The organism is Mesorhizobium sp. CNPSo 4671 (genome assembly GCF_057784245.1).
The window spans coordinates 180870-200527 of sequence record NZ_JBWLUW010000009.1 but is presented as its reverse complement, the minus strand read 5'-3'; the positions used below and the strand labels follow the sequence as shown (position 1 = coordinate 200527).

General features: G+C 63.6%; 22 protein-coding genes. 6 read left to right on the top strand and 16 right to left on the bottom strand.

Annotated elements, in window-relative coordinates; genetic code table 11:
* Positions 1-13: 13 nt before the first annotated feature.
* The 6 genes from AC04SF_RS24760 to AC04SF_RS24735 form a co-directional block, all read right to left on the bottom strand.
* Positions 14-850: a GNAT family N-acetyltransferase gene (locus AC04SF_RS24760; RefSeq protein WP_488479903.1), complete on the bottom strand. Its 837-nt coding sequence runs from the start codon at positions 848-850 to the stop codon at positions 14-16.
* 3 nt (positions 851-853) lie between these two features.
* Positions 854-1600 (bottom strand): aspartate/glutamate racemase family protein, encoded by a 747-nt coding sequence (locus AC04SF_RS24755; RefSeq protein ID WP_202353795.1) that lies wholly within the window; start codon positions 1598-1600, stop codon positions 854-856.
* A gap of 2 nt (positions 1601-1602) precedes the next feature.
* Positions 1603-2421 (bottom strand): ABC transporter permease, encoded by an 819-nt coding sequence (locus AC04SF_RS24750; protein ID WP_488479902.1) that lies wholly within the window; start codon positions 2419-2421, stop codon positions 1603-1605.
* 1 nt (position 2422) lies between these two features.
* A complete protein-coding gene (locus AC04SF_RS24745; protein ID WP_488479901.1) occupies positions 2423-3334 on the bottom strand; it encodes an ABC transporter permease in 912 nt (303 codons plus the stop codon).
* A gap of 249 nt (positions 3335-3583) precedes the next feature.
* Positions 3584-4873: an ABC transporter substrate-binding protein gene (locus AC04SF_RS24740; protein WP_488479900.1), complete on the bottom strand. Its 1290-nt coding sequence runs from the start codon at positions 4871-4873 to the stop codon at positions 3584-3586.
* Between the two features lie 34 nt (positions 4874-4907).
* Positions 4908-5996, bottom strand: a complete 1089-nt coding sequence (locus AC04SF_RS24735; RefSeq protein WP_096457072.1) for an ABC transporter ATP-binding protein — start codon at positions 5994-5996, stop codon at positions 4908-4910.
* A gap of 263 nt (positions 5997-6259) precedes the next feature.
* On the opposite strand from AC04SF_RS24735, the gene AC04SF_RS24730 reads away from it, so the two are divergent.
* Positions 6260-6973, top strand: coding sequence for a GntR family transcriptional regulator (locus tag AC04SF_RS24730; protein WP_488479899.1), 714 nt, complete (start codon positions 6260-6262; stop codon positions 6971-6973).
* A gap of 3 nt (positions 6974-6976) precedes the next feature.
* Here AC04SF_RS24730 and AC04SF_RS24725 read toward each other — a convergent pair whose 3' ends face one another.
* Positions 6977-8206 carry a GNAT family N-acetyltransferase gene (locus tag AC04SF_RS24725; RefSeq protein ID WP_488479898.1) on the bottom strand — a complete coding sequence of 410 codons (1230 nt, stop codon included), beginning with the start codon at positions 8204-8206 and terminating at the stop codon, positions 6977-6979.
* Positions 8207-8296: 90 nt separating this feature from the next.
* Here AC04SF_RS24725 and AC04SF_RS24720 point away from each other — a divergent pair, with 90 nt between their 5' ends.
* A complete protein-coding gene (locus AC04SF_RS24720; RefSeq protein WP_488479897.1) occupies positions 8297-9355 on the top strand; it encodes a polysaccharide deacetylase family protein in 1059 nt (352 codons plus the stop codon).
* A gap of 13 nt (positions 9356-9368) precedes the next feature.
* Here AC04SF_RS24720 and AC04SF_RS24715 read toward each other — a convergent pair whose 3' ends face one another.
* A complete protein-coding gene (locus AC04SF_RS24715; RefSeq protein WP_023764097.1) occupies positions 9369-9584 on the bottom strand; it encodes a DUF2842 domain-containing protein in 216 nt (71 codons plus the stop codon).
* A gap of 152 nt (positions 9585-9736) precedes the next feature.
* Here AC04SF_RS24715 and AC04SF_RS24710 point away from each other — a divergent pair, with 152 nt between their 5' ends.
* The gene (locus AC04SF_RS24710) at positions 9737-10828 is read left to right on the top strand and encodes a COX15/CtaA family protein (protein ID WP_488479896.1); all 1092 of its coding nucleotides are present in this window, start codon (positions 9737-9739) and stop codon (positions 10826-10828) included.
* Positions 10829-10949: 121 nt separating this feature from the next.
* Here the strand turns inward: AC04SF_RS24710 and AC04SF_RS24705 are convergent, their stop codons facing one another.
* The 4 genes from AC04SF_RS24705 to speB form a co-directional block, all read right to left on the bottom strand.
* Positions 10950-11273 carry a hypothetical protein gene (locus tag AC04SF_RS24705; protein ID WP_258584315.1) on the bottom strand — a complete coding sequence of 108 codons (324 nt, stop codon included), beginning with the start codon at positions 11271-11273 and terminating at the stop codon, positions 10950-10952.
* An 82-nt stretch (positions 11274-11355) separates the two neighbouring features.
* Positions 11356-12195 carry an aminoglycoside phosphotransferase family protein gene (locus AC04SF_RS24700; protein ID WP_488479895.1) on the bottom strand — a complete coding sequence of 280 codons (840 nt, stop codon included), beginning with the start codon at positions 12193-12195 and terminating at the stop codon, positions 11356-11358.
* The gene (argC, locus tag AC04SF_RS24695; protein ID WP_488479894.1) at positions 12195-13121 is read right to left on the bottom strand and encodes an N-acetyl-gamma-glutamyl-phosphate reductase; all 927 of its coding nucleotides are present in this window, start codon (positions 13119-13121) and stop codon (positions 12195-12197) included. Before argC ends, AC04SF_RS24700 begins: the two co-directional genes overlap by 1 nt.
* Before the next feature lie 30 nt (positions 13122-13151).
* Entirely contained in the window at positions 13152-14159 is a 1008-nt protein-coding gene (gene speB, locus AC04SF_RS24690; RefSeq protein ID WP_010915634.1) for an agmatinase, read from the bottom strand.
* Positions 14160-14283: 124 nt separating this feature from the next.
* On the opposite strand from speB, the gene AC04SF_RS24685 reads away from it, so the two are divergent.
* The 3 genes from AC04SF_RS24685 to AC04SF_RS24675 all read left to right on the top strand — a co-directional run bounded on the left by AC04SF_RS24685 (position 14284) and on the right by AC04SF_RS24675 (position 16883).
* Entirely contained in the window at positions 14284-15486 is a 1203-nt protein-coding gene (locus tag AC04SF_RS24685) for an acyltransferase family protein (protein WP_488479893.1), read from the top strand.
* 96 nt (positions 15487-15582) lie between these two features.
* Positions 15583-16641 (top strand): glycerophosphodiester phosphodiesterase family protein, encoded by a 1059-nt coding sequence (locus AC04SF_RS24680; RefSeq protein WP_488479892.1) that lies wholly within the window; start codon positions 15583-15585, stop codon positions 16639-16641.
* Positions 16638-16883, top strand: a complete 246-nt coding sequence (locus AC04SF_RS24675) for a hypothetical protein (RefSeq protein WP_488479976.1) — start codon at positions 16638-16640, stop codon at positions 16881-16883. Before AC04SF_RS24680 ends, AC04SF_RS24675 begins: the two co-directional genes overlap by 4 nt.
* 13 nt (positions 16884-16896) lie before the next feature.
* On the opposite strand, the gene AC04SF_RS24670 is transcribed toward AC04SF_RS24675, so the two are convergent.
* From AC04SF_RS24670 to AC04SF_RS24655, 4 genes are all read right to left on the bottom strand, one after another.
* Positions 16897-17601, bottom strand: a complete 705-nt coding sequence (locus AC04SF_RS24670) for a class I SAM-dependent methyltransferase (RefSeq protein ID WP_488479891.1) — start codon at positions 17599-17601, stop codon at positions 16897-16899.
* Between the two features lie 288 nt (positions 17602-17889).
* On the bottom strand, positions 17890-18372 hold the full coding sequence (gene rpsI, locus AC04SF_RS24665; protein WP_027028580.1) for a 30S ribosomal protein S9: 483 nt from the start codon (positions 18370-18372) through the stop codon (positions 17890-17892).
* 1 nt (position 18373) lies between these two features.
* Positions 18374-18838, bottom strand: a complete 465-nt coding sequence (gene rplM, locus AC04SF_RS24660) for a 50S ribosomal protein L13 (protein ID WP_010915638.1) — start codon at positions 18836-18838, stop codon at positions 18374-18376.
* Between the two features lie 230 nt (positions 18839-19068).
* Positions 19069-19533: a PaaI family thioesterase gene (locus tag AC04SF_RS24655; protein ID WP_488479890.1), complete on the bottom strand. Its 465-nt coding sequence runs from the start codon at positions 19531-19533 to the stop codon at positions 19069-19071.
* Between the last annotated feature and the right edge of the window lie 125 nt (positions 19534-19658).

The window sequence follows — 19658 nt, the reverse complement described above, 5'->3', positions numbered from 1 at the left end:
CCGAGCCCTCGGCCTATCCCAGCTCCAGCGTCGTCACGCCGAATATTCTCTGGGCATCGAGCTTCGGCGGGGGCCCCTTGTACATGCGGGTGGTGCTGAAGGTCGGTGCGAAACCCGCTGCATCGAGCGCCGCGATGAAATCCACCTGGGTGGCCGGGACGTCGATATTCAGTTCGCCACCCTCGCATGCGGTTGCCAACTCCCCGAGCAAATCGAGCGCGGTCTGTACGTTGTCGGCGAAGAGCGGGCCGATCTTGAAGCCGCTGCGGCAGGATCGCGCCACTGCATAGCCGGCCGTTCCCCGCGATGTGATCGCCGTCAGGGCACGGTGTGGCGGCTGCAGCCATCGCTGCAGGAAAGAGCGCCGGGGCGCGGGAGAGCAAAGCGCGTCATATCCGAAGATGTCGGGCGTCGGCTGCACGGGCACCACGCGAGGCCGCCCGGCGCCGACGGGCGGGAACGGGGCGCGCCCGCTGTAGCGGATGGTCTCGTAGACCGACTCGAACCCCTTGCTCCGATAGTTGGCCTGCTGCTCTTCGACGCCGTCGAGGCCGATGGTGCGCCCGGCCAGCCTGTCCATGCCCGCGGTCCACACCGCTTTGCCGTAGCCCTTGCCGCGCACGTCCGGACGGCAGATGTAGAGGCCGATGAAACCGAAATCCCGTCCATAGGCCACCGCCGAGATCGCCGCGACCATGTCGCTGCCGACAAAGGCACCGATGAAACCCTCCGGATCCGCCGCCTGGAACATCGCCGCATCTTCGAGGCCTGGGTTCCAGCCCTCCGCCGCCGCCCAGTCGATGAGAACTCTCAATTCCTGAAGGGACAGCGTGCGGATGGTCGGTTTCATGTGTTACTCCGCGGCGACAGCTCCCGGCGAGAACGATTTCAGCACACCACGATAGGGCTTGGCCAGCGGGCTGGCATAGGCGCCGCGCTTCGATGTCGACAGGCCGAGCGCAATCAGCGCTTCGGCCTGCTTGATCGCGGCGCCGACACCGTCGATGACCGGCAGTCCGAAATCCACCTGCAACTGGTGGGCAAGATCCGCCATGCCGGCGCAGCCAAGCACGATGGCCTCGGCACGATCCTCTTCGACGGCCCGGGCGATCTCGTCGCGCAGCTTGCCAACCGCTCCTGATGCTGGATCCTCGAGCGCCAGCACCGGAATGTCGGCCGCCCGCACACGCGCCCGTCCCGCCATGCCGTAGCGCTGCACCAACCCCTCCACCGGCACGCGCGAGCGTTCGGTGGTGGTCACGACGGTGAAGCGTTGGGCGATGAAGGAGGCCATGCTGAGGGCGGCCTCGCAAATGCCGATGACGGGGATGCTGGCCATGGCGCGCGCGGCGTCGAGGCCGGTGTCGTCGAAACAGGCGATGATCGCCGCCCGGGCACCGCGGCGTTCGCCGGCGGCGATCTCCATCAAAAGGCCCGGCACGGCCAGAGCCTCGTCATAATAGCCCTCGATCGAGGCCGGCCCCGTCGACGAGGTGACGGCGACGATTTCGGTCGAGACGCCGGCGACTGCGCGCGCCGCCGCACCAATGGTCTCGGTCATGCTGGCCGTCGTGTTGGGGTTCACCACCAGAATCTGCACGGTCACGCTCTCGCCCGGCGGCGGCCGACATAGAGGATGGCGCCCAGCGTCGCCAGGATCACCAGGAAGGAGAACACGGTGGTCACCGTGCCCAGCGCGTAGAGCACCGGCGTCGTGACATTGGTGGTCATGCCGTAGATCTCGAGCGGCAGCGTGTTGAAGGTTCCCGAAGTCATCAGCGTGCGGGCGAACTCGTCATAGGAAAGCGTGAAGCCGAACAGGCCGACGCCGATCAGGCTCGGCGCGATCATCGGCAGCACGACATGGATGAAGGTCTGCCAGGAGGTGGCGCCGAGATCGCGCGCGGCTTCCTCATAGGCCGGCGAGAAGCGGTTGAAGACGGCGAACATGATGAGCACACCGAACGGCAAGGTCCAGGTCAGATGCGCGCCGAAGGCCGACGTATACCAGGCTGGGCGCAAGCCGACCTGCTGGAAGACCACGCCGATGCCGAGCGAAATGATGATGGAGGGCACGACGAGACTGGCGACCGCCAGATAGAACAGAGCGGTCGCGCCGCGAAATTTCTGCCGGAAGGCGAGCCCCGCCAGCAGCGACACGACGACGGTGACGATCATGACCATCAGGCCCAGCACCAGCGAGCGTTTGAAGCTGCCGCCGAAATCGCCGACCGCCTGGCGCTCGAACAGATTGGCGAACCAGTGCAGCGACACACCATTAAGTGGGAAAGTGAGGCCGCCGGTCTCGCCCTGGAAGGAGAGGATCAGGATCGCCGACAGCGGGCCGTAGAGGAACAGCACGAACAGCGCGAAGAAGGCGGCGAGCACGTAAAATTCGAGGGTGCGTTTTTCGTGGCTCACGTCAAAGCTCCCGGCGGATGTCGACGATGCGCAGGATGCCGGCGACCATCAAGAGCACCAGCACCAAAAGCACCACGGCGTTGGCAGCGGCGGCCGGATATTGCAGCAGCGACATCTGGTTCTTCATCATCAGCGCCACCGACGCGCTCTGGCCGCCCGACATCACCTGCACGGTGGAGAAGTCGGCCATGACCAGCGTGATGACGAAGATGGTGCCGATCGCCATGCCTGGCTTGGCCAGCGGGATGATGACGTTCCACAGCACCTGCCAGCCGGAGGCACCGGCGTCGCGCGCGGCCTCGATCAGCGAGCGGTCGATGCGCATCAGCGTGTTGAAGATCGGCGTCACCATGAACAACGTGTAGAGATGCACCATGGCCAGCACGACTGCGAATTCGGAATAGAGCAGCCATTCGATGGGTTTTGGCACAAGACCCATATGCACCAGCGTCGAGTTGATCAGCCCGTTGCGGCCGAGCACCGGGATCCACGAGATCATGCGGATGATGTTGGAGGTCAGGAACGGCACGGTGCAGACCAGGAACAGCACCATCTGCATGGCCGTCGTGCGGATGTGGAAGGCGAGGAAATAGGCAACCCAGAAGCCGATGAACAAGGTCAACGCCCAGACGATGGCCGCGAATTTGATGGTGTTGAGATAGGTCTTCCACGTGACCCACGAGCCCAGCACATCGGAATAGTTGGTGGTGAGAAAGTCAGGATACATGGCGGCGAAGTCGTAATCCCAGAAGGACACGACGACGATCATGATGATGGGCAAAAGCAGGAACGCGCCCAGGATCAGCGCCAGCGGAGCCGACTGCAGATAGGGCGTAACGGCACCGAGCGAAAAGCGGCGGCGCCGCTTGGTGGGGCTGGCGGCGATTGCGGGGCGTTCGAGCGCGACTGTCATCAATTCTCCCGGTGCAGGTTCGCGGTGCGGCCTTTCCTTCTCCCCTTGTGGGGTCCGAAGGACGGGGCGAGACCCGTGGCTCGCCCCAGGGCGGTGGCCTCACGAAGTGAGGTCGGATGAGGGGTGTTCCAGGGAAAGCCAACGTCTCACTCCGCTGGAACACCCCTCATCCGTCTCGGCGCTGCGCGCCGATCCACCTTCTCCCACAAGGGGAGAAGGGGAGAGAAGGCGGTGGCGCAGGCCCTTCCCTTACGCTGCAATGAACTCGTTCCAGCGCTTCACCATGTAGCGGTCCTCATCCATCACCGAGTTCCAGCAGGCGACCTTGCCCATGCGCTCCTCGAACGAGCCGCCATCGCGCACGGCGCCGGCCTTTTCCATGACGGTGCCGTCCGGCGCCTTGATCTCGCCCTTGGCCGGCTTGCCCTCGATCCAGTAGCCCCACTCGTCCTCGGTCATGAACTTCTTGGCCGAGACCATGTTGGCCGAGTAGTAGCCCTGGCGGTTGAGGTAGCCGCCGACCCAGCCTGACGTGTACCAGTTGATATATTCATAGGCCGCGTCGAGCTCGGCGCCCTTGAGATGGGCGGCGAGGCCAAGGCCGCCGCCCCACGAACGGTAGCCTTCCTTGAGCGGCTGGAAGCGGCAAGGGATGCCCTTGGAGCGCACGGCGGCCACCGCCGGCGACCACATGGACTGGATGACCACTTCGCCCGACGCCATCAGATTGACGCTCTCGTCGAAGGACTTCCAGAAGGCGCGGAACTGGCCAGCCTGCTTAGCCTTGATCAGGAAGTCGATCGTCTTGTCGATCTCGTCCTTGGTCATGTTGCCCTTGTCGGCATATTTGATGTTGCCGGTGGCTTCCATGATCATGGCAGCGTCCATGATGCCGATGGACGGGATGTTGAGGATGGCGGTCTTGCCCTTGAAGGCCGGGTCCATGATGTCGGCCCAGGTTGTGATGTCGCGGCCGACAAGGTCGGGGCGGATGCCCAGCGTATCGGCGTTGTAGATGGTCGGCACCATGGTGAACCAGTTGGTCGGCGCCTTGGCGAAGGTCTTGGAGTCCTGCGCCTCGACATAGCCGACCGTATGCGGCGCCGTGCCCTGGGCAATCACGCTGTCGGGGGTGAGCTTGCCGGTTTTGAACAGCGGCACCAGTTCGTCGTAATATTTCAGCTTGCTGACATCCATCGGCTGCAGCACGCCGGTGGGGAACACCTTCTTGCAGATCCAGTATTCGATGTCGGCGATGTCGTAGCTGTCGGGCTGGGTCACGGCGCGCTGGGCGGCGGCGTCGGAATCGGTCGCCGTCATCTCCAGCGTGATGCCAAGGTCGGCCTTGCACTTGTCGGCAATGGCGTTGAGGTTCGACACACCGGTGCCGAACTGCCGCAGCGTGATGTTGGACTGCGCCCAGATGGTCGGGAAGCCGGTGATGACGCCCGAGCCGGCGGCGAGGCCGAAGGCGGCGGCACCTGTCTTGAGCAGAGAGCGGCGCGAAATGCCAGTCTTGGTTTCTTTGGTGTTTGTCATGTCTATTCCCCTGTCTTGTTTTGCTTGGTTGGAGTCATGAATGAAGGCGGCCAAGGACGATCGCGTCTTGCGGATCCCAGGCGAGCGGTACGGCGTCGCCGATGGCGACGGGTTTGGCGAAGAAGTCGGAATCGTCGACGATGACGGTGAAGTCGTCGATGCCGGCACCGGTGACGGAAAGCTTCACCGTGGCGCCGCGGTACTCGATGTTGGCGACGATGCCGGTGAAGCCGAGGCCGGGCGAGGGCGCATCACCGATGCGCACATGGTCGGTGCGGATGGCGATGTCGATCGGCGCTCCCGCTTCCTGCGGTGCACCGCTGGCGGCGAGCGAGCCGCCGCCATTGACACCGAAAGTGACCATGCCGTCCTGGCTGCCGGTGACCCGGCCGGAGATGACATTGTGGTCGCCCATGAAGCGCGCGACGAAGGCCGTGGCCGGCCGCTCGAACACGTCGCGCGGCGGCGCCGCCTGTTCGATGCGGCCGTCATTCATCACCACGATCAGGTCGGCCAAGGCCATCGCCTCCTCCTGGCTGTGGGTGACGTGGACAAAGGTGATGCCGAGCGAAGTCTGCAGCTTCTTCAGCTCGGCGCGCATGCGGATCTTCAGGAACGGATCGAGTGCCGAAAGCGGCTCGTCGAGCAGCAGCGCTTCCGGGTCGGTGATCAGCGCGCGGGCGAGCGCGACGCGCTGCTGCTGACCGCCGGAAAGCTGCGCCGGGCGGCGCGTCGCATAGGCCTCCATCTGCATCAGCTTCAGCATGTCGAGCGCCTTGGCGCGGCGCTCACTCTTGTCGACGCCCTTCATCTTCAGGCTGAAGGCGACATTGTCGATGAGGTCGAGATGCGGAAACAGCGCGTAGGACTGGAACATCATCGCCGTGCCGCGCTTGGCCGGCGGCAGGTCGGTGACGACGGTGTTGCCGAGGCGGACATCGCCGGACGAGATGCTCTCATGGCCGGCGATCATGCGCAGTGTCGAGGTCTTGCCGCAGCCTGAAGGGCCGAGCAGGCAGCAATAGGTGCCCGCCGGTATCTTCAGGCTGATGTCCTCGACGGCGGTCGTCGTGCCATAGATTTTCGAAACAGACACGATGTCGATCTCGGCGGCTTTGGACATTCAGGCTTCCCCGTTTAGTCGCATTAACCAAAGCATCATGCGTGCCAATCTCGGGATGAACGGCCAAGTATTTGAATTGGCCGCGAAATCCTGATTCCTGCCTGCCGCTCACTGAACGGGCTGGCTTGTGCATTGCACAAATTATGGGCGATTGTCGGCGATCTGCACAAAAATCGTATGCAATCTTTTTTGCCTTCGTATCCACTTTGCCTCTCGTGCTCGCGTCACGAGTCGCGTTAGAAAGGGCGGAAAGAATTTCCATCATGAACATCGCCGACCAGATCTATTCTGCCACCGACAGCGCCACGCAGGACCGCGCCCAGGCGATCCGCGACCAGCTGCGCGACGCCATTGTCGACCGCCGACTGGCGCCGGGCACCAAACTGTCCGAAGGCGAGGTCGGCACGCTGTTCGACGTGTCGCGCACCGTCGCCCGCGCGGCCTTGCAGATGCTGTCCTTTGAAGGCCTGGTGCGCACCGAGCGCAACCGCGGCGCTTTCGTCGCCAACCCGTCGCCCGAGGAGGCACGCCAGGTGTTCGCCTCGCGCCGGCTGATCGAGCCTGGCATTGCCATCGCCGCCTGCGGGCGCGTCACATCAGCCCATATCGTCGCCTTCAAGGCGCAGCTTGACGAGGAAGGCCGCTTCATCGCCGAGCGCGGCCCGAATGCGCGGCGCTCCGAGATCAAGGCATCAGGCGATTTCCATCTGCTGCTGGCATCTGTCGCCGGCAATGCCATCCTGCAGCGCTTCATGGAGGAGCTGGTAGCGCGCTCGTCGCTGGTCATCGCGCTTTATGGGCGCTCTGGCGTGTCAGCCTGCGGGCACAGCGAGCATACGGAAATTGTCCGCGCGCTGGAAAGCAGCGATTGCGAACGGGCCAGCCAACTGATGCTGCACCACATCGATCATATCGAGGCCGATCTCGATCTGCGCGTCAGGGCCGGCCCTGCGCTCAAGGAAGCCCTCAATTTCTGAAAGTTAGCTCTCGTCCTCACCGGTCGCGGGCGCAGCCTGTCCGGCCGCCTTGCGGCGCAGCATCTTGGTCAGCTTCCAGATCGTCGGGCTGTTCTTGACGAAGGCCTTCAGCCGCGCGCCCTGGCGAAGCGTCTGCGCCAGCGCGCGACCCTTCAGCGTCAGCGGGACCAGCACCTCGAAATGCCGGGTTTCGATATCGCACCACTGCCGCTTGTAGGGCTCGTCGCCGACGGAGAAATCATAGACGGCAAAACCGGTCTCACAGGCTTCCTGGATGTTGTCGAAGAACAGGAAATCGCCGGGACTGCTGTGCGCGAGATCGTCCTCGGCGATCGCGCCGAACTCGCAGATCAGGCGCTTGCCGGAACGGCTCGACCCGGTGACGGCGCGCAGCTTGCCGGCAACCTCCAGCCCGTGCAGCACGAAAGACGGCTTGTCCTCGGCCAGGGCCTGCGTGAACAGCCCCCGGAAGAAGGCGCGTGTCCGGTCGTCGCCGAAGACATTGGCAATGCCCATCTTGCGAAAGCGGTGCTCCTTCATCTCGAAGAAGGCGTCGAGCTGCCTGTCCACCTCGTCCGGTGTGAGCGCCTCGATGCGCCGGTGGCTGCCGACGACCTCGAATTTGCGTGTCTGCGACCGATGCTTCTTGCGTTTTCGCTTGCCGCTGGCGCGCAGCAGCAACGCATCGAAGCCACCGGCAAGGTCGACGGCCAACGAGAGATTGGGGCTGGCGAAATGATCGAGCGATGCGAGCGGATTGGCGATGCCGTCGAGATCAGGCAGCAATCGTTCCAGCACGATGAGATCGATGTCAGGACGGGCCTTGGCGATGGCCGCAAGAACCGAGCGGACGGCGGCGCTATCCGCCCTGGCCAGCCATTGCGGATCGGCGGCGGCGAAATTGCCATTGGCGTGGCGGCCGCCCATGAAACGGGCGACCCGGAACGGACCTTGGCTGACGACCTCAAGCGCCAGCGCGAAGACCGGTTTGCCTTCAAGTGAGAGCGTCGCCACGACAAGATCGGGCTTGAGCTGCGCGCCCCAGTTCAGGATCCAGGTCGCGCCCTGTGCCGGTGCATGGAGCGCCGAGCGGCAGAACCCGGCATAGGCCGTGAGCCCTTCGGCCGCGGCAACGGAAACCGACAGCCGCTCGGCATCCTTCGGCAGGGCGCGTGGCGACGCCTCGGTCGCCGCGAGCCGATTGCCGTCAAATGACGCCATTGCGTCAACCATACCTCAATCCTTAAGGCGTATTGATCCCGATTTGGGGGGCGCTCAGGCGTATTCCGTGCTTGGATCAGCCTAGGCGCAAAAGGTGAATGAATGATCGACGGTGGGGAGGCAATCCGGAAGCTGGCGCTCAACGTCGCGCGCTATACCGGCCTCGCACCGCTGGCCAGGCCGTTTGTCGGCGGCATCGGCGCCATTCTGATGCTGCACCGCGTGACGGCGACACCCGAGAAGCCAGACAGCGTCAACCGGCACCTCAACATCGCGCCCAGTTTCCTCGACGCCGTCATCGCCGACATGAAGGCGGACGGCTATGCCTTCGTCTCGATGGACGAAGCCGTGGAGCGCATCAAGGCAGGCGGCAAGGGTGGTCGGTTCGCCACCATCACCGCCGACGATGCCTATCGAGACAACATGACCGAGGCCCTGCCGGTGTTGGAAAAGCACGGAGCGCCGATCACCATCTACGTCGCCCCGGGGTTGATCGACGGCACCGCCGATCTGTGGTGGGATGTGGCCGAGGACATCGTCAATGCGTGCGACCGCCTGACCTTGGCGACCTCGAACGGTCCGGCGGTGATCGATTGCGCGACCCCCGCCAGGAAGAGCCAGGCGATAAGCCGGCTGCATGCCTATCTCGCCACCGAGGTTCGCGAGGAAGATCTGCGCACCGTGCTGCGCGATCTGGCCAGCTCAAATGGCGTCGACGCGGACGCCTCGCGCCTGCGGACCCTGATGAACTGGGATGAGATCCGCAGTGTCGCTGCCCATCCGCTGGTGACGATCGGCGCGCATACGATCAACCACAGCAATCTGAAGCGGCTTTCCGAGGCCGATGCGCGGCACGAGATCGGGGCCGTGAGGGACATGTTGCGGGCCGAACTCGGCAGCGAACCCAGCCATTTCGCCTATCCCTATGGCTATCCCAGCGCCGTCGGCTGCCGCGAAGTCGGCTTTGCCCGCGACGCCGGCTATGTCTCCGCCGTGACGACCCGCCATGGCGTGCTGCGCGCCGAACATGCCGGCTTCCTGCATGCCTTGCCGCGCATTTCGATCAATGGCCGCTACCAGAACCTCGCCCATATCCGCACCATGCTGTCGGGCGTGACGACGCCGCTCGCCAATGCCGGCAAGATGGTCGTCACCATCTGATCGACAGGCACGCTCAGCGCTTCGCCCGCGGCTCCAGCATCAGCCACTTGATGATGCCCATCGCTGGCAGCACCCAGAGCAGGCCGCTGAACAGGAAGAACAGGAACTGCACCAACGCGCCCGATTCCGACAGCCGCGCGACCGCGAAGATCGATGCGACCAGCGCATAGATGATGACCAGTGCCACCAGCAGGAACATTCCGATCAGCTTTTTCAGGCGAATGGGCATGGTATGGTCTCGTTGATGGCTATCGCTTAGGCCGAACGCAAGACGCACGCAACCCGCGACATCAGGCGCGACGGCGTGCCGCGCTGCATGGTCTTGCCAGCACGGATGTGATGGTTCACCAATCCGCCACTTCAACCGGACGGGACAAGATCATGGCTGCCCTATCAGCCGCGGCGCCATATGTCGCCCGCGACCGCGACCTGCGCAACCGGGCGCTCGTGCGCGGCTGGCTTTATGTCGTGATGCTGGTGCTGTTTGCGCTGGTGCTGGTCGGCGGCGCCACGCGGTTGACCGAATCCGGCCTGTCGATCACCGAATGGCAGCCCATCCACGGCGTCATCCCGCCGCTCAACGATGCCGAGTGGCAAGAGGAATTCCAGCGCTACCAGCAGATCCCGCAATACACCGAGCTCAACAAGGGCATGACCATCGAGGCGTTCAAGTCGATCTTCTGGTGGGAATGGGCGCACCGTATCCTGGCGCGCAGTGTCGGCCTGGTCTTTGCCTTGCCGTTGCTGGTCTTCTGGGCAACACGCCGCATCGAGCGCGGCCTGGGGCCAAAGCTGGTCGGCATTCTGCTTCTCGGCGGCCTGCAGGGCGCCATCGGCTGGTGGATGGTGGCTTCCGGCCTGGTCGACCGAGTTTCCGTCAGCCAGTACCGGTTGGCGACGCACCTGACGCTGGCGGCGCTGATCTTCACCGCCACCATGGTCGTCGCGCGCGGGTTGGCGCCGCATTCCAAGCCCGCCGCCGATCGTTCGACGCAGCGCCTGGCCGGCTTCATCGTGTTGCTGGCGCTGATCCAGATCTATCTCGGCGGTCTGGTCGCCGGGCTCGACGCCGGCCTGAGTTACAACACCTGGCCGTTGATGGACGGCAAGATCATTCCCGGCGATCTGCTGATCCTCGAGCCGGCATGGCGCAATTTCTTCGAGAGCCCCAAGACGGTGCAGTTCGTGCATCGGCTCGGCGCCTATACGGTCTTCGCCGTCGCGCTCTGGCACATGATCGCCACGCATCGGCGGCTGCCGGGCTCAACCCATGCCCGCCGTGCGACGCTGTTGTTTGTGCTGGTGCTGGTGCAGGCCTCGATCGGCATCGGCACGCTGCTCATGCATGTGCCGCTGCATATGGCGCTCACACATCAGGGTTTCGCACTGATCGTGCTGGGCTTTGCCGCCGCACATTGGCGCGGTACCAAGGGTGCTTACCCCTTGCCGCACCGGATCGCGCTCAGGGCCTGATCCCTAGAGCAATTCCAGGAAAAGTGTGAAGCGGTTTTCCGTCCGGAATTGCGTCAAAACAAAGAGTTAGAGCAGTTAGCCGTTTCTATGAAACGGTGAACTGCTCGAGCCTATCGGCCCGTCACATCCAGAATTCGTTGGACTGCGTGGTTTTCTCGCCGTCGAATTCGGCCTGACGCACAGCGGCGGCGGACGGCGTTGATTGGCTTTGGGCGGCTTTCGCTGCCTTGTCGGCGTCGGCGGCTCTGAGCGCGTCAAGCTTGGCCTGGGCGACGGCGATATCCTGCCGCACCTGGGCGGCCTTGACCTCATCCGTGATCGCCTTGGCCTGGTCTTCCAGATCCTGGATCTGCTTTTCGAGCGCGGCCTCCTGGGCTGCATTGCTCGAGGAACTGGACGAGGAATACTGGGTTGCGGAGGAAGAACCCGAGATCGCGCTGACCATGACAGTTCCTTGGGGTGGGAGCCAGGACATGGTCAGTAGCCGATCATGGTGAACAATCGATTACTTCAGCTGTTCTCCGAGGTCAGAAATGCGCCCGCACCGTCCGGATCGCCTCGGCGATAGACAATTCGCGGTTCTCCTCGACCGCATTGTCGTCCTCGTGGTGCCAGGCCGCGGACAGGCAGCCATAGGCGATGGCATGGTCCAGTATCGCTGCCGGGGATTGCCACAGCGTCGCGGCAAAAACTTCAGCCATGTGCGCGATCCGCAGGGGATCGAGGCAAAGCGCGTCGCGGTCGAGCGGGTTATAGAACATGTTGGCGGCATCGAAACCGGGATCGCCGAGCACGCCCTTCGGATCGATCACCAGCCAGCCGCGCGGCCCATGCAGGATGTTGTCATGGTGCAGATCGCCATGCAGTGGCCTGATGTCATGCGGGTTGGACAGCAGCCGTTCGGCGATCGCCGCTGCCTTGACATAGAGGCTGACACGGCCAGCGTCGCGATCGGTTGCGGCCTTCCTGAAAAGGCTGGCGAACCGCTCCTTGAGCGGCTGAAGCTCCGGCGGGTAGGGGTCTTTCCCAGGCGAAAACAGTTTCGCCATCACCTCAGCTGCGATCGCGGTCGCTGCGTTGTCGCCCTGTTCATCGAGAACCCGCGTAAGCAGGGTTTCGCCGGCATATTCGAGCAGCATCGAGTGGCCGTCGCGGCCAAGCAGGCGCACCGCGCCTTCGCCGCGCCGCCAGGCAAGAAAATGTTCGCCGCGCAATTCGTCGGCGACATCGTCGAAAGGCTTCAGCGCCTTGACGACGGCCGGCGAGCCGTCCTCGCGAACAACCTTCCAGATGCGGCTCGAAAAGGTTTCGGCAATGAGTGCAGGCGCGCTGACTTTCCAGCGCGCCGGGAAGGCTGGTGCGTCCATCAAAGTCCGAGCATCAGGTCCATGTTCTGGACGGCTGCGCCCGAGGCACCCTTGCCGAGATTGTCGTAGACCGCCAGCAGCAGCGCTTGGGCGCGTTTGTCGTTGGCAAAGACATAGACCTTCATGCGGTTGGTGCCGTTGTAGATCTCGGGATCGATCTCCGGCATGCGCTCCAGATGCGCATAGGGCGCCACTTCGACCACGCCGCCCTTGATGGCGGCGAAATGGTCGGCAATGGCCGCGTGAAGCTCCGCACCTGTTGGTACATGGTCGAGGCTGCCGAGCTGCAGCGGCACCACGGTGATCATGCCCTGGGCGAAATTGCCGACCGCCGGCTGCATGATCGGGTCATGCGACAGTTTTGCATAGGCCCGCAACTCCGGCACATGCTTGTGCTGCAGGGTCAGGCCATAGGGCAGGAACTCCGAGGCGTTCTCGCCCTTGGCGACATAATCCTCGATCATCGGGCGTCCGCCGCCGGAATAGCCCGAAATGCCGTTGACCGCGATCGGGAGATCGGCGGGCAGCAGGCCTGATGTGACCAGTGGCCTGAGCGTTGCGATCGGTCCCTGCGGCCAGCAGCCGGGATTGGCGACGCGCTTGGCCGTAGCGATCGCCTTGGCCTGATCCTTGTCCATCTCGGCGAAGCCATAGGCCCAGCCTTCGGCGACGCGATGCGCGGTCGACGCATCGATGACCTTGGTGGTGTCGTTGGCGATCAGCGAAACGCTCTCCTTTGCCGCATCGTCCGGCAGGCACAGGATCGCGATATCGGCGGCATTGAGGAATTCGGCGCGCGCCGCCGTTTCCTTGCGGCGCTCGGTGGGAATGGAAATGATCTCCAGGTCGCCACGCTCGGCAAGCAGCGCCCGGATCTGCAGGCCGGTGGTGCCGTGCTCGCCGTCGATGAAGATTTTCGGTTTCATGACCTGATCAAATTCCCTGATATTCCAAGACTATATGCCGTTACCATGATTTACCGCGGCACCATTGTGATTGCCGTTGTTCATCTCTTCCTGCCGCGCCTTTCGCTCAGCCAGCAGGCCGAGATACTGCATGGCCACCATCGAGCCTGCGATCGCCGTTATATCGGCGTGATCGTAGGCCGGCGCAACCTCTACGACGTCGGCGCCGACAATGTCGACCTGATTGAGTTGGCGCAGCGTCGACAGGATTTTTGCCGAGGACGGGCCGCCGGCCACCGGCGTACCGGTTCCCGGCGCATAGGCCGGGTCGAGGCAGTCGATGTCGAAGGTCAAATACGTCTTCTTGCCGCCGGTGCGGTCGACGATGGCGTAGGCGATGTCGGACGCGCGCATCTCCTCGATTTCGTGACCGTAGAGGATCTTGATGCCGAACGTGTCGGGCGCGTGCGTCCGGATGCCGATCTGGATCGAACGGTCGGGATCGATGATGCCTTCCTTGACCGCGCGGCCGACAAAGGATCCGTGGTCGATGCGCTTGCCGTCATCCTCCCACGTGTCCTGATGCGCGTCGAACTGCACCAGAGCGAGCGGTCCGTGGATCGCGGCATGCGCCTTGAGCAGCGGCCAGGTGACGAAATGGTCGCCGCCGAGCGTCAGCAGGAAAGCGCCCGACTTCAGGATCTTGGCCGCCTCGCGTTCGATCGTGCCGGGGGTCTTCTGATGGTTGCCCGAATCGAGCAGGCAATCGCCATAATCGACCACCGCGAGGTGCTCGAACAGATCGCGCGAGAACGGGTATTGCGGGTCATTGTCGAGGATCGCCGAGGCGCGGCGTATAGCCTGCGGTCCAAAACGGGCGCCGGGTCTGTTGGTGACGGCGGCGTCGAAGGGAATGCCCCACACCACCGCGTCCGCCCCCTTCACGTCCTTGGTGTATTTGCGCCGCATGAACGACAGCGCGCCGGAATAGGTCGGCTCAAGGGCGCCGCCCGTTTTGGAGCGGGCGGTGAAGGCATGGTCGATGTTCTTGGTCGCCATTACTGGTCCTCGTTTTTCATCGGGGTGCAACAACTACAGAACCGGCATGGAAGATGCCAGTCACAGCTTGGGGAGACGAAATGGCCCCGCCCGGGTGCCACGGCAAGACAGGATTTGTACCATCATGACGCAGGCCGCGTTTCTTAATCCGTCCGATGCCGTGGTGTCGACCCATGCCGGCACGATAGCAGGCGAGCGCTTCCAGGTTCTCGATTCGTGGCGCGGCATCTGCGCGCTTCTTGTGGCGCTGTTTCATTTCCCGACCGCTTCCGCGATCTCGCAGAGCGCTTTCATCGGTTCGTCCTATCTTTTCGTCGACTTCTTCTTCGTCCTTTCCGGCTTCGTCATCGCCAGCAGCTACGGTGATCGGTTGAGCCAGCCGGCAGAGGTCGCCCGCTTCGCCCTGGTGCGTTTCGGCCGCATCTACCCGCTGCATCTCATCATGCTCGCGGCCTTTGCCGGGTTCGAGCTGCTGCGGCTGATGCTGCCGCAACTGCATGGCACTGGCGCCGCCGCCTTCACCGGCGGTTTCGACTTCAGGAGTCTGCTTGCCAATCTGCTTCTGCTGCAAGGGATGGGCTTCGAGGATCATCTGACCTGGAATGCGCCAAGCTGGAGCATTTCGGCGGAGTTCTTCGCCTATCTGCTGTTCGCTGGCGTGGTCTTCATCGCCGGCGCGCGTGCCTGGATATGGTTCGTCGCCGCCGCCGTCACCGCGCTGCTGTTCCTGCTCGGCTTCTCCACGCATCATATGGATGTCTCCTACGATTTCGGCTTCATCCGCTGCCTCTACGGCTTTTCGCTCGGTGCCCTGCTGGCCTGGTTTCAGCATGATTCCATTGCAGAGGCGCGACAGCTCCTCGCCAGGAACGGCCCGCGGCTGAGCTGGACCCTTGCCGAAATCGTCATGGTGGCGGTCATCGCCCTTTTTGTCTCGCTGGCGGGCAGCAATGATTTCGGCATCGCGGCACCCCTGGTGTTCGCGCTGGCGCTGTTTCTCTTCGCCCATGAGGGTGGCTGGATTTCCAGCTTGCTCAGAACGCCGTTCATGCTGACGCTCGGCGCGTTGTCCTACTCGATCTACATGGTCCACATCTTCGTCCAGGCGCGCCTGATCAACGTTGCCGGGCTCGTCGAGCGTAAGCTCGGCCTCGTCGGCGACATCGTGCTTCGCGGCTCGCCGGCGACCGGCTTTGGCGCCGGCTGGGCCGGGACCGTGGCGATCGTCGTCATGCTCGTCGCCACCATCGCCGCGTCATGGATCACCTGGCGCCTGGTCGAAATGCCGGCGATGGCGTGGTTCCGCCGGCTCTCGAAACGCATCTGACGCCGGCTTCTTGCGAAAGCCGCTAGCCGGCTTCGTTCACCCAGGTGTCACGGGCATCGCCTATTCCGGCTTCGATCCGGCAAGGAGCGATTCTCGATGCGGACAATCTGGCTGAGCCTTCTGCTTTCCACGGCACTTGCGGTCGCCTCCGGTCAGGCCTTGGCCGGCGAAAGCCGCGCCAGGCAGATCCTCGACCGCTTCGAACATGCCAATCAATGGCGCGACCATGTTATGGTGGCGGCGCATCGCGCCGGCAGCATGCAGGCCGGCAAGACGCTCTACGCCGAAAACTCGCTTGCCGCCGTCGAAGGCTCGATTGCCATGGGCGCCGAGATCGTCGAGGTCGACATCAGGCGCTCGAAGGACGGCGAGCTGGTCGTCATGCATGACAGCTGGCTCGACCGCACCACGACCTGCAAGGGCGAGGTGGTCAAATACACGCTGGCCGAACTCAGGACATGCCGGCTGGTGATCGAGGGCACCCGCGCCGTCACCGACGAGAGGGTTTCGACGCTGCGCGAGATGTTGATGGCAACCAGGGACAGGATCCTCATCAACCTCGACAACAAGCTCGATGTCGGCGATCTGGCAGGCATGATCGCGGTGGCGCGCGATCTGGGCATGGCCGACCAGGTCATCGTCAAGGAGAACCTCTGGAACCAGAGCAGGATCACCATGGTGAAGGCGGCCATGGCTGCCATCGGCGGCGGCTTCCAGTTCATGCCGATCCTCGCCGATGACGCGGTGCATGATGCCGGTTTCGCCGAAACGGTCGACCACGCCTTCTCGCCACGCGCGATCGAACTGATCAACTGGCGGGCGGGCGCCGAGATGCTGACCGAAACCGGCGGACCGCTGTTCAGCACGCGCATGCGCGCGGCGGCGGTGCGCGGGAACTGGCACATCTGGGCCGACACCTACGCCATCGTCAACAAGCCGGGCGGTTTTCTGGCCGGCGGCCGTGGCGACGAACTGGCGGTGCAGGCCAGCCTGCCGCGCGAGGCCTGGGGTTTTTGGGCCGATCGCGGCGCCACCATCATCCAGACCGACGAACCGAAGGCGGCCATCGACTGGCTGGCGGCGAACGGCTATCGCGTGCCTTATGCCGGGACAGGCGAACGCGTTGAGCCCGCCGCGACCGCCAGCATCAATTGAGCCAGAGCTACGAGCGCATGGTGCTGCTGTTCAACGGCGACGAACCGGGCGCACTTGCCTTGGCCCGCAGCACCTGGACGGATTGCAAGACGCGCGGATTCGAGGTCGCCTGGACGACCAGCCCGCGTGCGGGCATCTACACGTTCACGTCCGGCCGCCTGTCCTCGATCGAGGGCACGCCGGAAGCGCCGGTTGCACCGAAGCCGGCCAAGCCGAAGGCGAAGAAGAAAGCGGCGACGTAAGGCGCCGCACGCGTTAAGCAGCCTTTCGCCCCTTGATCGCCGTCGACCAGGCGTGAACCGTGATCGCTCCCGTGGCGCTTGCCGGCAGTCTGTCCTTTAGTCGGCGTTTCAGCTCCGCGCTCTCCGCATCCGACAGCTTCCCGACGATTCCGCTCGGGCTGCTCACGACCATGGATAGCCAATAATCGTCGAAGTCAGCGAAGGTGCGTTCGACGACAAGCTCGCGCGTCTCGACATCGCGGATGCCGAGCTCCGCCCAAAGCGCCTTCAGCGCCGCGAAACGCGAGACCTCCGCGCTCGGCGGACGTGCGGCCGGTTTGCCCATCGCGTCCATCTCCTCCCACAAATGCTGCGTAGGGGTGCCGCCGCGCATGACGTCCCAGGTGTAGGACGCGACAATGCCGCCGGGCTTGGTGACGCGGAGCATTTCCGAAGCGCCCTTGCGCGGGTCGGGGACGAAGAACAGCACCAGCGCCATCACCGCGACGTCGAAGCGGTTGGCGTCGTAGGGAAGGGCCATCGCATCGCCAATCGACAGCTCGACCTGCTTTGCCGAGATTTTTTGCCGAGCAGTCGCAATCTGCGCGTCGGAGGGATCGATCGCGCAAACGGACGAAGGGGCGGACTTCGCTAGAATGAGCTCAGTGAACGCGCCGTTGCCGGCACCGACATCAACCCAGGCCCGTCCGGAGTCCGGCGCCAGCCAGTCGAGAAACAAAGCCCCGGCGGATCGGCTCCAGGGAGCCATGAAGTGACGACATCTGAGATCTCCCTAAGAATTACCTATCCGAATATCCTTTGGACCGAAAAGGCCGGTCCCTGTTTCGTAGCATGGTGCCGCCGCCGCGCGCGACGGGCCGCAGCAAATTTGCCGAGCCTGACATTTTCCGGATGTGCAACAGGCGTGCATCTATCGCGACGCAAATCATTCCGCCGGATAGGATGCGCGCAATGCAAAAAGGCCGCCCGGAGGCGGCCTTTTCGATTGTCCAAAACTGCGGAGCGCTTAGCGCTTCGAGAACTGGAAGCTGCGGCGGGCCTTTGCCTTGCCGTACTTCTTGCGCTCGACGACGCGGCTGTCGCGGGTCAGGAAACCGCCCTTCTTGAGCACGGCGCGTAATGCCGGCTCGTAGTAGGTCAGCGCCTTGGAGATGCCGTGACGAACAGCACCGGCCTGGCCGGAGAGGCCACCGCCGACGACAGTGGCGACGATGTCGTACTGGCCCGAACGGTTGGAAGCGATGATCGGCTGGTTGAGGATCATCTGCAGGACCGGACGCGCGAAATAGGTCGCGAATTCCTTGTCATTGACGACGATCTTGCCGGAACCCGGCTTCACCCAGACGCGCGCGATGGCGTTCTTGCGCTTGCCGGTGGCATAGGCGCGGCCCGACTTGTCGAGCTTCTGGACGTGGACGGGGGCTGCCGGCTGGGTGTTGGTGTTGCCGGTGGCGGCGCCCAGTTCTGCGAGCGAGGAAAGCTCAGCCATCTTATGCGACCTTCTTGTTCTTGGAATTCAGCTTGGCCACGTCGAGGACTTCTGGCTGCTGGGCGACATGCGGATGCTCGGCACCTGCATAGACGCGCAGGTTCTTCATCTGGCGACGGCCGAGCGGGCCACGCGGGACCATGCGCTCAACGGCCTTCTCGACGACACGCTCGGGGAAACGGCCCTCGAGCAGCTGGCGCGCGGTGCGCTCCTTGATGCCGCCGGGGTGGCCGGTGTGCCAGTAATAGACCTTGTCGGTGAACTTCTTGCCGGTGAACACCACCTTGTCGGCATTGATGACAATGACATTGTCGCCGTCGTCGACATGCGGGGTGAAGGTCGGCTTGTGCTTGCCGCGAAGATGATTGGCGATGACAGTGGCCAGACGACCAACGACGAGACCTTCGGCGTCGATCAAGATCCACTTCTTCACCACATCCGCAGGCTTCTGCGAAAAGGTTGTCATGTTTTCTGCTCTCGGTTTGGACCTTCCCCAATCCACAAACGATAAGGAAGGCGTTTCTTGTTGCTTGGATTGGCGATGAGACGCTTGCCCGCCGCCAATAACAAAACGGCGGCCTTTGCGGGCCGCTGCTTCGTGAGGGCTTATAGGCGAAGGGGAACTGCGCGTCAAGCCGATGAAAAAGCTCTATAGCGGAGAAACAATAGCAAAAACAAAGATCTAGGTAAAAGGTATTATTTTACCACATCGCTGTTCCGCTTCGGCGGGATCGAATAGGTGCCCGTCGCGTGCGCGATCGTGTGCCCGTCCGGGCCGGCGACGATGTCGATGTCGAACACCATCAGGCTCTTTCCTAGCTTCAGAATGCGGCAACGGCCATCGATCGGCCCGGCCTCGGCCTTGCGCACGAAGTTGATATTGAGGTTGGTGGTGACCGAGAGTGCATCCGGCCCGGCGTGGCTGAGCACGCAGACATAGCCGCCAATGTCGGCCAACGTGAACAGGGCAGGGCCCGACACGGTTCCGCCGGGACGCAGATGCCGCTCATTGGCATTGAGCCGCACGACGCAGCCCCCGGGAAACACGTCGATCGCCTCATAGGCGGCGGAACTCTCGTTGAGTTGCGGAAACACCGTCGCCATCAGCGCATTGACTTGCGCTGCGGTCAGCACCGGCTTGAGATTGGTCTGGGCGGGCATGTCGGTCTCTCGTTTAGGGCCAAGCCTGTATGGGCGCGGGCGGGTGTCTCTGGCAACACCTTCACCCTGCTGGCGCAAGCGTTGGGTGTTGGATGAAACCCGATCCGATATTAGATAGTCTGCCA

Excerpts from the sequence above, each read along its gene's own strand:
- AC04SF_RS24760 (WP_488479903.1), bottom strand. The coding sequence starts at position 850 with ATGAAACCGACCATCCGCACGCTGTCCCTTCAGGAATTGAGAGTTCTC.
- AC04SF_RS24745 (WP_488479901.1), bottom strand. The coding sequence starts at position 3,334 with ATGACAGTCGCGCTCGAACGCCCCGCAATCGCCGCCAGCCCCACCAAG.
- AC04SF_RS24740 (WP_488479900.1), bottom strand. The coding sequence starts at position 4,873 with ATGACAAACACCAAAGAAACCAAGACTGGCATTTCGCGCCGCTCTCTG.
- AC04SF_RS24735 (WP_096457072.1), bottom strand. The coding sequence starts at position 5,996 with ATGTCCAAAGCCGCCGAGATCGACATCGTGTCTGTTTCGAAAATCTAT.
- AC04SF_RS24730 (WP_488479899.1), top strand. The coding sequence starts at position 6,260 with ATGAACATCGCCGACCAGATCTATTCTGCCACCGACAGCGCCACGCAG.
- AC04SF_RS24725 (WP_488479898.1), bottom strand. The coding sequence starts at position 8,206 with ATGGTTGACGCAATGGCGTCATTTGACGGCAATCGGCTCGCGGCGACC.
- AC04SF_RS24720 (WP_488479897.1), top strand. The coding sequence starts at position 8,297 with ATGATCGACGGTGGGGAGGCAATCCGGAAGCTGGCGCTCAACGTCGCG.
- AC04SF_RS24715 (WP_023764097.1), bottom strand. The coding sequence starts at position 9,584 with ATGCCCATTCGCCTGAAAAAGCTGATCGGAATGTTCCTGCTGGTGGCA.
- AC04SF_RS24710 (WP_488479896.1), top strand. The coding sequence starts at position 9,737 with ATGGCTGCCCTATCAGCCGCGGCGCCATATGTCGCCCGCGACCGCGAC.
- AC04SF_RS24705 (WP_258584315.1), bottom strand. The coding sequence starts at position 11,273 with ATGGTCAGCGCGATCTCGGGTTCTTCCTCCGCAACCCAGTATTCCTCG.
- AC04SF_RS24700 (WP_488479895.1), bottom strand. The coding sequence starts at position 12,195 with ATGGACGCACCAGCCTTCCCGGCGCGCTGGAAAGTCAGCGCGCCTGCA.
- argC (WP_488479894.1), bottom strand. The coding sequence starts at position 13,121 with ATGAAACCGAAAATCTTCATCGACGGCGAGCACGGCACCACCGGCCTG.
- speB (WP_010915634.1), bottom strand. The coding sequence starts at position 14,159 with ATGGCGACCAAGAACATCGACCATGCCTTCACCGCCCGCTCCAAAACG.
- AC04SF_RS24685 (WP_488479893.1), top strand. The coding sequence starts at position 14,284 with ATGACGCAGGCCGCGTTTCTTAATCCGTCCGATGCCGTGGTGTCGACC.
- AC04SF_RS24680 (WP_488479892.1), top strand. The coding sequence starts at position 15,583 with ATGCGGACAATCTGGCTGAGCCTTCTGCTTTCCACGGCACTTGCGGTC.
- rpsI (WP_027028580.1), bottom strand. The coding sequence starts at position 18,372 with ATGGCTGAGCTTTCCTCGCTCGCAGAACTGGGCGCCGCCACCGGCAAC.
- rplM (WP_010915638.1), bottom strand. The coding sequence starts at position 18,838 with ATGACAACCTTTTCGCAGAAGCCTGCGGATGTGGTGAAGAAGTGGATC.
- AC04SF_RS24655 (WP_488479890.1), bottom strand. The coding sequence starts at position 19,533 with ATGCCCGCCCAGACCAATCTCAAGCCGGTGCTGACCGCAGCGCAAGTC.